This window comes from Sphaerisporangium fuscum (genome assembly GCF_018531465.1).
GTDB classification, from domain to species: Bacteria; Actinomycetota; Actinomycetes; order Streptosporangiales; family Streptosporangiaceae; genus Sphaerisporangium; species Sphaerisporangium fuscum.
Genome location: NZ_JAHDTF010000036.1, coordinates 62,651 through 74,453, shown reverse-complemented (window position 1 = coordinate 74,453; position 11,803 = coordinate 62,651). Strand labels below are relative to the sequence as shown.

Here is an 11,803-nt window from a genome sequence, read left to right as displayed (position 1 = left end):
TCGTCCACAACCGTAACGATCGAGACCTGCTCGATGTTTCCTGGGGCACAAAATTGGTGACTTACTGTGACTCTGCGTACTTTTACCAGAGAAAACCTTGGTGAGGTAGCTGCTCGGTCACGTGCGACGACGTAGCTTCGAACCAAGGCCGGCTCCAGCCATAGGACGGGGAAACAAGGTGGGCGATTTGCCGGGAGACGCGGCGCGAGGGTCCGACGACACCGCGACCCGCGAAGGGCCGACCCGGGCCCTGCGACGTCCGGCGGCGGCCGGAGAGGAAGGCGCCTACCCCCCGGCGCCCCAGGGGGACGAGGGGGCGTACGCGGCGGGCCAGCCGGCCCACCCGCTCCCGCAGCCGTCCGGCGGCCGTGCGGGCGGCGGCGAGGACGCCGAGAAGACCGTCCAGCGGGCCGTGCCGGCGACCGGGGAGCCCGAGGCGTCCCACGGCGAGGGTGCGGGCGACTCCGGGCGGGGGGCGACCTCCCGCGTCTACGGCAAGCCGCGCTCGGGCCAGTCGCCCGTCCGCCCCCTCTCCGGCAGGCGGCGGCCGGACGACCCCGGAGAGCGGTCCGGCGGCGACGACGGCGGCCGGCCCTCGGGCGGCGGTGGCGGCTCCGGAGGCCGGGGGCCGCGGCGTACGGGCCGCCTGGTGCTCCGGATCCTGGTGATCCTCCTTGTCGCGCTGCTCGTCCTCGGCGTCGTCGGCTTCTTCTGGATCAACTCCCGCCTCGCCGCCGTCGACTCGCTGACCGACTACCCCGGCCGTCCGGAGGCCACCCCGGGCGAAGACTGGCTGCTGGTCGGCTCCGACAGCCGGGCGGGCCTTTCGGCCGCGCAGCGCAAGAAGCTCGCGACCGGCCGGGCGGTGGGCAAGCGCACCGACACGATGATGCTGCTGCACGTCCCGGGCAGCGGCCGGCCGACCCTCGTCAGCCTCCCCCGCGACTCCTACGTGCCGATCGACGGGCACGGGAGCGACAAGCTCAACGCCGCGTACGCCTACGGCGGGCCGAAACTGCTGACCAAGACCGTCGAGAAGGTCACCGGCATCCGCGTCGACCACTACATGGAGATCGGGTTCAGCGGCTTCGTCGGCATCGTCGACGCCATCGGCGGCGTCAACATCTGCGTCAAGCAGGACATCAAGGACCACAAGGCCGGCATCAACCTCAAGAAGGGCTGCCAGGACATGAACGGCGGCACCGCCCTGGGGTACGTCCGCACGCGGGCCACCGGCGCTCTGCCCGACTTCGACCGCACCCAGCGCCAGCGCCAGTTCTTCTCGGCGGTGGTGAAGAAGGCGGCGAGCCCCGGCATTCTGATCAACCCGTTCCGCTCGGTCCCGCTGGCGGCGGCGGCCACGGATTCGGTCGAGGTCGACGGGGGCACCGGGGCGTTCGACCTGCTGTCGCTCGCGCGGGCGATGAGCGGCGACCCGATCGCCACGGCCGTTCCCGTGGGCTCGCTGCCCACGATCAACGGCGCCTCGGTCGTCAAGTGGGACACCGCGCGCGCCCAACGGCTCTTCCAGGCCCTGGCGCAGGACAAGCCCGTGCCGCAGGACGTCCTCACCAAGTAGCCGTCCACGGAGGATTGAGGCCGGTGACTTGCGGTTAGTGTGAGGGCATGCCCGAGCTTCCCGAGGTGGAGTCGCTGGCCGAGTTCCTGCGCGAACGCGCCGTCGGCCGGCATGTCGCCGCCGTGGAGGTCGTCGCCTTCCAGGCGCTGAAGACCGTCGACCCGCCGGTGACCTCGCTGGCGGGCCTGATGGTCACGGCGGTGGCCAGGCACGGCAAGTTCCTCGACCTCGACTGCGACGGGGTGCACTTCGTCACGCACCTGGCCCGGGGCGGCTGGCTGCGCTGGCGGGACGACCTGTCGGGCGCCAAGCCCGTGCGTCCCGGCAAGGGCCCCCTCGCGGTCCGGGTGCGGCTGGCGGCGGGCGACGACGACCGTGAGCCGGGGTTCGAGCTGACCGAGGCGGGCACGCAGAAACGGCTGGCCGTCTACGTCGTACGCGACCCCGCCGAGGTGCCGGGCATCGCCGGCCTCGGCCCCGACCCTCTCGACCCGGCGTTCACCGTCGAGGTGCTCAAGGGGATCGTGGACGGCAGCCGCACCCAGATCAAGGGGCTCCTGCGCGACCAGAAGGTCATCGCCGGCATCGGTAACGCTTACTCCGACGAGGTGCTGCACGCGGCCCGCATGTCCCCCTTCAAGATCGCCGGCTCGCTCACCAACGAGCAGGTGGCGGAGCTGCACGAAGCGATCGTCGGCACGCTCCGGGAGGCCGTCGAGCGCTCGCGCGGCATGGCGGCCAAAGACCTCAAGAGCGAGAAGAAGTCGGGCCTGCGCGTGCACGGCCGCACCGGGGAGCCGTGCGAGGTGTGCGGCGACACGATCAGGGAGGTGTCGTTCGCCGACTCCTCCCTGCAGTACTGCCCGACCTGCCAGACCGGCGGCAAGCCGCTGGCCGACCGCAGGCTCTCCCGCCTGCTGAAGTGACGGCGGGGCCGCTGCCAGCGGGTGAACACGCTCGGTCAGTGAAGGCAACCGTCGGTTAGTGGGGCGAAGCGCCGGCGGAACGGCGACAATGGGAGGCATGACCGTCCCAGAGATCGAAGCCGGGGCCGTGCCCGACGACGTGTTCCTGCTCGACGTGCGAGAGCCCGACGAGTGGCACGCGGGGCACGCGCCCACGGCCGTCCATATTCCGCTCGGCTCCCTGCAGCAGAGGGTCGACGAGATCCCCGCCGACGTCCCGGTGTACGTCGTGTGCCGCGTGGGTGGCAGGTCCGCCAACGCCACGGCCTGGCTCAACCACATCGGCCGCCAGGCCATCAACGTCGAAGGCGGCATGCGCTCCTGGGCCACCGCCGGCCGACCGATGGTGGCCGAACACGGGGGGCAGCCCTTCGTCGCCTAGCCGATGAGAGCCTGCGTGATCTGGCGGCTGGTCTGCGCGGCGACGCGGGGGTTGACGGAGGCGTAGGAGGTGTAGGCGTTCAGGCCGGTCGCCAGGGCCCAGCCGCGGCCCCGGGTCCAGGTGGCGTCGTCCACGCCGAGCGTCGCCCGGAAGGCGGCTCGGCTCCCGGCCGACATCAGGGTGAAGGCGATGGTCAGGTCGCGGGCCGGGTCGCCGATCCCGAGCTCCCCGAAGTCGATGACCGCGCTGAGCCGGCCGTCGACGGTCAGCAGGTTGCCGGTGTGGAAGTCGCCGTGGAACCAGACCGGTGGACGATCCCATGCCGGGGCGGCGAGTGCCGCGTCCCACAGCTCGGTCATCGCCGTGGCGTCGAACACGCCGGCGACCTGCGCTATGGCGGCCCGCGTCGCGTGGTCCCGGTCGGCCAGCGGCCGGCCGGTGAGGTCCTCGGGGATGTTCCCGGGTGAGAGGTCCTCGGGCGTGAACCGCTGAAGCGCGAGCAGGAACTCCGCCAGTTCGACGGCTGCGCCGGAGGAGTCGGCCAGTGCCTCGACGGTCGCCACCTCGCCGTCCAGCCACCGCGAGACCGCCCACGGCCATGGGTAGCCGGAGGCGGGCTCGCCCACCCCCACCGGTACCGGGATGGCCAGGGGGAGGTGGGGGGCGAGCCTCGGCAGCCACTCGAACTCCTTCTCGGCCTGCCTGATGGCCTCGCCGTGGCGGGGCAGCCGGACGGACAGCTCCTCACCCAGCCGATAGATCACGTGGTCTGACCCGGCCGGGTCGACCAGTTCCAGGGGCAGCCCGGCCCACTGCGGGAACTGCGCGTCGACCAGGCGCCGCACCAGCGCGGCATCGATCTCGGGGCGGGTGTCCGTGGTTGTCTCGGTTGCCAAGAACGACTCCGGCTGTCGGCTCGCTCGGTACGGCGGGCGGTCCGGGCCATCAAACGCGAGTTGCTCTCGCCTGTCGACCGTATTTCTGCGCGGCTCGCCTCCACGAACCCGGCTGTACTCCGGCCGGCGGAAGAGAAAGACGGCCGTGATCCGTCTCACTGTGGCCAGATGTCCGCTGATGGGGCAATATGAGGGCGCCAACTACATAAGCCAACGCGGGAGCTCGGGGCGCCGGGCTGAGAGGGCAGCACAGCCGCTGCCGACCGCCTGAACCTGTCCGGATGGTGTCGCCACCGCGTTCCTCGTCGGATACCGCGAGGTCAGCGCCCATCCGAGAACCGCAGGAGTGCCCATCTCAGGGGCCGTACAGCTACGAAGTACAGCAGTAGGGGGCCGAACGGCCCCCTTTTCGCTTCACTCCTGGCCGTCGTTCCGCGGTTGGTCCAGGACGCTGCCGAGCCTCCTGAGCGCCTCACAGGTGGCCTCGTCGGTGGCGTCCGTGTAGACCTCCATCGTCATCTTGATGTTGCTGTGGCGAAGAATGCGCATGGCCACCCTGGGATGGACGTCGAGAGCGGCAAGGAGGGTCGCGCAGGTCCCCCGCGTGGTGTGGACGGTGATGCGGCGAACGCCCGCTCTCTCGATCGCGGTATCGAACCTGCGGTTGAAGCCGCCGGCTGGCTCGATGGGAGAACCGGCCGGGCCCGTGAAAACGAGCCCGGTGTCCCGCCAGTTCGAGTTGTCTCGCCGGTCCCGCTCCTGTTGCTCCTTCCGCAGCTGGAGCGCGGCCGTGCAGATGGCCGGCAGCGGTAGCGGAGCCTCGGAGCTATCGGTCTTGACCTGCCTACGGAGCAGCTGCTGCCGGACCCGTTGAAGCTGTTCACCGACGTAGATCTCTCCGGCTTCGAGGTCGACGTATTTCCAGTCGAGCCCGAGCACCTCCCCTTTGCGGAGGCCGAGGACGAGGATGAGCACGTAAGCGGCGTACAGCGGGTCTTCGTTGTCTCGCGCGCTCTCCAGGAATCGGCGTGCTTCTTCTACGCTCCACGGCTTGACTTTCCGCTTGCGAGGTGTCGAAAGCCGTACAGAGGTGGCAACGTTCTTCGAGATGATCTCCTCGCTGACCGCATTGGACAGGATGGCGCGCAGAATCTTCAGCGCCTTCTGGACGGTGCTCTCCTTGAGGACCTGTCTGCAGCACTGCCCTACTGCGCAGCAATGCCGCCGCCTCTTAGGGTTCCAGTGCTTCTCCGGGCGACGGGCGTCCTTACCCTGGGCACAGCACTGGCAGGTCTGGCGAAGTGTGTTCACCCACTTCCGGACCTCACCCACGCTCAGTTTGTCGAGTCGCTTCTTGCCGAGGTACGGCAGGATGTAGAGCCGCGTGAAGGTCTCGTAGGTCACGATTGCCAGGGGCGCATAGTCGGGCTCTACGACGACCGATTCCAGCCAGTAGGCAATGCGCTTTTCCAGGGTCGGTATCTTCGTGGACACTCTTCCCTGTTGGGCTTCGTGGTGAAGCTTCACGTACTTGTTGTGAACGTCGTCGCGAGTCTTGCCGTACACCCACTTCTTTTTGCGCTCGCCACTGGGAGTAGTAACCCAGACGTACGCGGCGTAGCCATTGCGGTAAGGGAAGATCGACCCCTCGCCGTTGGCACGCGTACGCGTTCTCTGCTTTTTGCGATTCTCGGTCATGGTGCTGGTCTCCTCGGTGGGATGCGGTTTCGGCGCTGCTTTGGTCGGTGAGGCCGGAGCCGCTTGGAAGGTGTGTCAGGACAGCCGCGCTTCGGCGGAGATCCGAACGTCGCGGTAGGGCTGGCCGGTATGGCGGGGAATGAGGCCGCTCTGCTTCATCAGGGATCGCACAGCGGGTTGGGGTGGCGCGTCTGGCCGGGGGTGAGGATGGTCATCGCTGTGCCGCAGCCTGCACACGTACCGACGGGCGCGGCATCAGAGAGAGGGCGCATTTCAGCGTCCATAGCGTCCCCAGCGTCCATGTGGCTGTGTTTGGCCTGGTCGTGGACCGGGTCGGGGGTGGACGCTGGCGGTGATCCAGCGTCCACCGCAGCGTCCATAGCGTCCATCGGACGGTCGGGGGTGGACGCTGTGGACACTGGGATGGACGCTGAGTGGACGCTGGGCGAGGTCGTAGCGTCCATGTCGTTTCCGCTGGTCGCCGTGCCTGTGTCCTGGGTGGTGGACGCTGTGGACGCTGGAATGCGCCTACTCTCTGATGCCGTCAGCTTGTAGAGGCGCTGCCGCTTGGGTGCCGGGCCACGCTGGGTGTCGTCAACGTCGATGCCGATCGCCCGCAGGGCCGGGGCGAGTCGTTTGAGTTGCCCGCCGGCGCGAGTGCTGTCCTTGGGCCACTTCTTGGGCAGCTTCTCCGGCGTGGTCACCCGGTCCAGCAGTTCCTGCGCGGTGAGAGTGAGGCCTTCGGGGCCGGCCTTGTCGACCAGCTCGACGACGGCCTGGGCGAAGGGTTCGCCGTCCAGGACGTCGGCGACGGCATTGCGGGCGCTGGCCCGGTAGGACTCCAGGGTGTGCCAGTCGTTGACGTGGTCGACGGCGGCCAGGACGCGGGCGAAGTCGGCCATGCGAGGCCTCTCGGTCAACGTCACATCCGGCAGGGCTTTGAGCACGGCGGCGAGCAGGTCGAACAGGGAGGCGAGGATCGCGGCGTGGGCGTCGGCGAACGCGGCGTCCAGCTCGGCCTCTTCCCGACGCTTGGCATCGGGGATCAGCGACAGTTCGATGGTGAGCAGCCGCTCGGCCAGGTCGCCGGCCAGCGCTCCGGCGTCGATGGTGGTCATGGCCAGCACCCGGCGAAACTCCAAGACCACGACGTCGTCGTCGGAGTACAGCGCCCGGTCGATCATCCCGTCCCCGGTCACGGCACGGCACAGGGCGTCGGAGAGCCAGTCGGCGATGACCGAGACGTTGTCCAGGCACAATCCCCAGGAGTTGAACGCCTGCACGCCCCAGGACTTCAGATCACGCGGGGCGGTGCGTTTGGGGGCGCCGGAGGGGTCGATGATGCCGATGACCATCTGGGCGGCCTTGGACTTGCCGGTGCCCTGCTCACCGCGGAAGGTCAAAATCGGGTGTGGCAGGTCGGGAAGGAACGCCGCGGCCAGCCACGCGGCCAGCAACTGGAATCCGTCGTCGCTGGTGTTGAGCAGGCCGCGCAGCTTGGCCAGGCCGTCCCCGTCGCGCACCGGGTCGGGCAGGGGCTTCATGGCGCCGGAGCGGCGAAACAGCACCGGGGAGCGGGGCAGGCGTTCCCAGCCGTGCGGGCCGATGAGGACGCATCGCCCGTCGGAGGTGCCCAGGTCGACCACGATGCCGTCCTGGTGGCGGGCGACTCGCAGGTGCGGCATGCGCGGGTCGGCGTTGGCGGCGATTCCTTCCAGCACGGTCATGGCGTCGGCCAGGGCGGATTGGGAGGGGACGTTGCCGGCGTTCTCGTCGGTGAAGATCCGGGCGAGCTGGGAGCGCAGGCCGGCCTTTCCACGCAGGGGCAGGGCGAGGTTGGGGCCGTTCTTGGCCACGGCGTAGGGGCGGCCGTCTTCGCTCATGAACAGCTCGAACCGCTCCCGTGCGATCTTCACCAGGACCGAGGCCTGCGAGGGGCCCTTGTCGGTCTTGCTGACTCCAGTGGCGGCCACGATGTCTTCGGCTTGGCTCACCGGCATCCCCTGGCGGCGGTGTTGCGGGCGCTGGTCAACGTGGCCTCGGTCTCGGCCTGGCCCAGGCCGATCTGGCGGGCGGCTTCGGCCAGCGCGGCCCTGCCGCTGTCGGCGGGGAACAGCCCGCGGTCGGCGTGCTCGTACATCCGGACGGCGGCCCAGAACAGCCGGCTGTTGCGGTCGACGCCTTCGGTGGCGTCCAGCACGGTCTGGACCAGGGCGGTCAGCAGCTTGTACGGCCGGCCACCCTGCACGCCGCCCCGGCTCGTGGCCGTGCCGGGAGTGAGGTCGCGGGGCGGGGCGGGCGTGGTCTGGAGCGCGGTGACGAGCCAGGCCGGGGCGGGCAGGATCGGCGCGGCCGGGTCGAGGACCTCGTACAGCACGCCGGACTCGTGCAGAGAGCCGGGGCCGACGACGTAGCCGCCGTGTCCTTTGGCCCCGCGCACGTCGATGCCTCGCCCGGCCAGCGCCCCGGTGCCGTTGCCGAGCTCGATCCCGTCGGGTTGCTGGTAGTAGCGGTGGCAGCCCTTGGCGGTGGTGACGGTGAAGGTCTCCTCCAGTTCCTGGCCGATGCCGGCGGCGTAGTCGGCCAGGGCGCCGGGCCGGTCCTCGTCGACCACTAGCAGTCCGGAGGCCTTGCAGGCGATGCCGATGTTGCGCGGCTCGCCGGCGAATGCGGCCCGCAGCAGCGCCGGGTTGTCGGTGGCTTGGCGCCCCCACTTGCCGCAGGGGTGCTTGCCCCGTTTGCCGTCACAGGGCCGCTCAGGGTGGTGCGCGCCCGCGCAGGTGGCCAGGGACGGGTGGTCGACGGGGAACATATGGAAGCGGTGGGTCTGCCACAGCCACCGCACCCATTCCAGGGCATGGCTGGTCAGATCAGCAGTAGGCAAGGGTGTTCTCCTCGATGTGAGCAACTACGGCCATCGGCACGGGTCCTACAGACCGGCGGGGCCTTTGCCCTGTGTGGAGCTGCTGCTCCGGGTGCTCGCCCGACCTGGTCGCGGTCGGGCGAGCACCCGCAACATCAGCGCGCCAAGGCGTATAGGCCGCGCCCGGTGCGGACGACGTCGCCGCTGTCGGCGAGCACGACCAGCTCGTTGCGGACCGAGCCGATCCGGACCTCGCGGCCGCCGTCGGCCAGGACGGCGGCGAGGATCTCCTCGGCGGTCATCGCCTCGCCGTCGGCGGCCAGGGCGGCGAGGATGCGGTCCCCCAGGCGGGCCGCGCTGCGGCGAGGCTGCCCACCGCCAGCGGCCGGGATCGTCTTGTTCTGCTGCTCTTGCTCGTCCTGCAGGGCGCGGCACAGTGCGGCCATGGCAACGGGGTCGTGGCGGGCGGCGTAGGCCTCACCGGCAGCGGCGTGGGAGGCCTTCTCCAGGCGGGCGGGCTCGCCTGGCCCGTACAAGGCGAGGATCTCGGGGTCCAGGCCGGGTGTGGGGGCGATGGACCCGATGCGGAAGTGGCGCATCATCGAGGTCGGGTGCGGGCTGGACAGCAGATAGCCGGTGCCCTGGGTGCCGGGGGCGTCGTCTTCGTCGTCGAGGTCGACATCGAACTGGGAGCGCAGGACGCGCGGGGCGATCGTCTTAGGGATCGGAGTGAGCTGTTCACCGGCGGGCAACAGCCCGTCGGAGACGAGTTGCCGCATCATCGACGAGCTCCAGCGCAGGAGCGTGACCTCGCCCTCCTTGAGCATGGCCCGCAGCGTGTCGGAGCCGCCCAGCTCTTCCAGGTGGCTCGCCTGGGCGTCCAGCTCTTCACCGACGCCGACCGAGCGGCCGGTTCGTCCCAGCTCCTTGACCAGGTAGGTCGCCTCGTCGCGGTACGGGGCGCCCTTCTCCAGCAGGCGATTGGCTTCATCGATCCGCACTGAGATCAGCGGGTCCGGGTCGCCGATCATGAAGGCGTTTCGGCCCAGGGCGTGGTATCGGCGCTGCCGCTCCTGGGCGACGGCTACGGCCGAGCGCAGCATGAGGATGGTCTCCTCCTGCGTGGTGGCGGGCCAGTCGACGTTGTCCTGAGCTTCGGGCGCGGACTGGCCACCCTTGAGATCGGCGTACCAGGACACGATGCCGTTGCGCTTCTCGCACGCGAGCGTGTACTGGACGATGCGGCTTTTGCCCGCGCCGGTGGTGCCGAAGACCAGGGCACGCTGTGCGGACCCAGTCGAGGGGTCGAACAGCCTTCTCCGAGCGGGGCGGCCGTTGTGGTAGCGGCCGACCACGATCCGGCCGTGCCGGTCCATGAGCATGTCAGCCAGGGTGGGCGGCGGCATGTCGGCGAGCGGGTTGGAGGGGTAGATCGTGACGATCGCGCGGCGGGAGCCGTCGGTCTCGACCGCGATCCGGGTCGGGTCGTCGATGTCCAGCGCCGAGCACAGCGCGGCCAGGTCGTAGCGGAGGACCTGGCCCTGGGGGACCTCCACCATCAGCTCGACGATCTCGTCTGCGGCAGCGATGACGGTGCTCATGGGGTGGTCTCCTCTGCTACGAGGGTCGGGATCGGCGCGGTGGGAGTGGCGCTGGGTCGGCCAACCCGGACGCTGGTGAGCACGGCGCCGGGCATCGCGACCGGGGCGATTCGCTGCGCCCAGACCGTCGTGGGGTCGCTGTCCTGCTCGGGGGTGCCGATGGTCAGGCGTCGTACCGAGGCGCCCCGGCCGGGCACCGGGCCGATCGTGATGTCCTCTTCGGGGATGTCCATGAGCGCCGACAGGTGTTTGACCGACACCTCCGGGACCGGGCGGCCCGCGATAGCCGAGCGGATCACGGCGCGCATCGAGGCCTCGCCGGTCCGCTCGATGTCCTCCAGCACGGTGCCGGGAGCGGCGCCGCCGTCGACGGCGACGTGCTGTGCCCACCAGCGGGCGGCGGGGTGGCCGTCGGTCACCTCTACGGGGGCCGGGGCGGTCGCCGGCGCGGGCGGAGGGGGCGCGGACATCATGCGGCGGGCGATGCGGGCCGGGCGCAGCAGCCATGTCCCGGTGGTCCAGACGGTGAGCGCCAGGGCCTCGCCCCAGTGGATGCCCGCCACGATCCGCTCGGCGACCAGCAGGGCCGCGAGGCTGGTACCGGGCATCAGGTACAGCACGGTCGCGGTGGCCTTCTGGTGGCCGTCGGGCTTCCACAGTCGCAAGCTCGCCAGTCCGGCGGCCGACAGCGTCGCGGTGGCCAGCAGCGACGCGCCGGTGACGTCGGGCGTGAACAGTCCGACGGCGGCAGCGGCGGCGCCGGCGACGGTGGTCACGCGGCCGGTGCAGCTGCGCAGGGTGTCCAGGCGGCGGCGCGCCCGGTCCACGGCGGGCCAGGCGGGGAGCTCGACGTCGAGTGCGGGCAGGTGCGGCGGGGGCGGGGTCACGGGCGTCTCCTTCCTGGTCAGCGGTTGCTGTAGAACTGGGCGTCGGCCATCGGGACAGGCATGTTGGTGGCGGCGTCGGCGACGGTGCCGTAGTCGGCCTGGTGGGCAGCGGCGGCCTGGCCGAACAGGCTGGCGAGGTCCTCGGTCGCGGCGGCCATGGCCTCCGCCTCGGCCAGTACCGACCGCATGACGGTGGCGGCCTGGTGGTGCTCGCTGACGGTGTCGACGTCGACCTGCAGGCCCGCCATCTGGTCGGCCAGCCGGTCGACCGAAGCGGAGCAGCCCTCGACGTAGCGGTAGGTGGAGCGAACCCGCTCCGACAGGCCGCGCAGCCGGATCCCGGCGGCGGCGAGCTGGACGATGACGATGCCGTAGGACACCACCGTCTCCAGCACCCCACCGGTGGCCGCGACCACCTCGCCCGTCTGGCTTGTCTCCAGTTCTCCCATGGCTCCTCCTACTCGTTGTGGTAGTCGCGCTCGGCGGGGCGGATGTGGCCGGCGTCGCGGACCGCATCGGCCAGCGGCCGGTGACGGATCTCGGCGTTGCTCCCTGCGACGGAGATCGCCTCGGCGGCCACGGGCAGCTTCTCGGCGATGGCCTCGGCCTTGGCCTTGACCGAGGCGGCCTGCTCCATGAGGGCCACCACCATGCCCTCCAGCACACCCGGCACTTTCAGCTCGACGACCTTGGCGTGCAGGGCCTCCAGCTTGTTCAGCAGCCGGTCGCAGCCCTCGGCGGCCGAGACGGCTTCGGCGACCCCCTCGACGATCTCCTTAGCCATGTCGGCGTCGGCGTCGATGACGTCGTAGATCGTCAGCTCCGCGTCGGCGTACTGGGTGGTCTTGACGGGGGTGGTCACTGATGGGGCTCCTTCCTGCCGGTGTGGGGTCGATGTCGACGACGAGGGCGTGGCGGCGGCCGGTGTCTCG

At 70.4% G+C, this 11,803-nt stretch carries 11 protein-coding genes; 3 read left to right on the top strand and 8 right to left on the bottom strand.

All coding sequences use genetic code 11. The annotated features are described in order from the left end of the window. Window positions 1-187 precede the first annotated feature (187 nt). The 3 genes from KIK05_RS37675 to KIK05_RS37665 all read left to right on the top strand — a co-directional run bounded on the left by KIK05_RS37675 (window position 188) and on the right by KIK05_RS37665 (window position 2,926). On the top strand, window positions 188-1,579 hold the full coding sequence (locus tag KIK05_RS37675) for an LCP family protein (protein ID WP_250564098.1): 1,392 nt from the start codon (window positions 188-190) through the stop codon (window positions 1,577-1,579). 47 nt (window positions 1,580-1,626) lie between these two features. Next, the gene (locus tag KIK05_RS37670) at window positions 1,627-2,505 is read left to right on the top strand and encodes an Fpg/Nei family DNA glycosylase (protein WP_214415649.1); all 879 of its coding nucleotides are present in this window, start codon (window positions 1,627-1,629) and stop codon (window positions 2,503-2,505) included. A gap of 88 nt (window positions 2,506-2,593) precedes the next feature. Next, window positions 2,594-2,926, top strand: coding sequence for a rhodanese-like domain-containing protein (locus tag KIK05_RS37665; protein ID WP_214415648.1), 333 nt, complete (start codon window positions 2,594-2,596; stop codon window positions 2,924-2,926). Here KIK05_RS37665 and KIK05_RS37660 read toward each other — a convergent pair. The 8 genes from KIK05_RS37660 to KIK05_RS37625 all read right to left on the bottom strand — a co-directional run bounded on the left by KIK05_RS37660 (window position 2,923) and on the right by KIK05_RS37625 (window position 11,733). After that, complete coding sequence (locus KIK05_RS37660) at window positions 2,923-3,822, bottom strand: aminoglycoside phosphotransferase family protein (RefSeq protein WP_214415647.1); 900 nt, start codon at window positions 3,820-3,822, stop codon at window positions 2,923-2,925. The two genes, KIK05_RS37665 and KIK05_RS37660, sit on opposite strands and share 4 nt — an antisense overlap. Before the next feature lie 414 nt (window positions 3,823-4,236). Next, entirely contained in the window at window positions 4,237-5,520 is a 1,284-nt protein-coding gene (locus KIK05_RS37655) for a tyrosine-type recombinase/integrase (protein ID WP_214415646.1), read from the bottom strand. A gap of 158 nt (window positions 5,521-5,678) precedes the next feature. Beyond that, complete coding sequence (locus tag KIK05_RS37650; protein ID WP_214415645.1) at window positions 5,679-7,514, bottom strand: AICE element replication initiation protein; 1,836 nt, start codon at window positions 7,512-7,514, stop codon at window positions 5,679-5,681. After that, window positions 7,511-8,404: a bifunctional DNA primase/polymerase gene (locus tag KIK05_RS37645; protein WP_214415644.1), complete on the bottom strand. Its 894-nt coding sequence runs from the start codon at window positions 8,402-8,404 to the stop codon at window positions 7,511-7,513. The genes KIK05_RS37650 and KIK05_RS37645 overlap by 4 nt, the downstream gene beginning before the upstream one ends. Window positions 8,405-8,538: 134 nt before the next feature. Next, window positions 8,539-9,984 (bottom strand): hypothetical protein, encoded by a 1,446-nt coding sequence (locus KIK05_RS37640; RefSeq protein ID WP_214415643.1) that lies wholly within the window; start codon window positions 9,982-9,984, stop codon window positions 8,539-8,541. Beyond that, window positions 9,981-10,871, bottom strand: coding sequence for a hypothetical protein (locus tag KIK05_RS37635; RefSeq protein WP_214415642.1), 891 nt, complete (start codon window positions 10,869-10,871; stop codon window positions 9,981-9,983). Before KIK05_RS37635 ends, KIK05_RS37640 begins: the two co-directional genes overlap by 4 nt. A gap of 17 nt (window positions 10,872-10,888) precedes the next feature. Beyond that, window positions 10,889-11,320 carry a hypothetical protein gene (locus KIK05_RS37630; protein ID WP_214415641.1) on the bottom strand — a complete coding sequence of 144 codons (432 nt, stop codon included), beginning with the start codon at window positions 11,318-11,320 and terminating at the stop codon, window positions 10,889-10,891. A gap of 8 nt (window positions 11,321-11,328) precedes the next feature. Then, window positions 11,329-11,733 carry a hypothetical protein gene (locus tag KIK05_RS37625; RefSeq protein WP_214415640.1) on the bottom strand — a complete coding sequence of 135 codons (405 nt, stop codon included), beginning with the start codon at window positions 11,731-11,733 and terminating at the stop codon, window positions 11,329-11,331. Window positions 11,734-11,803 lie beyond the last annotated feature (70 nt).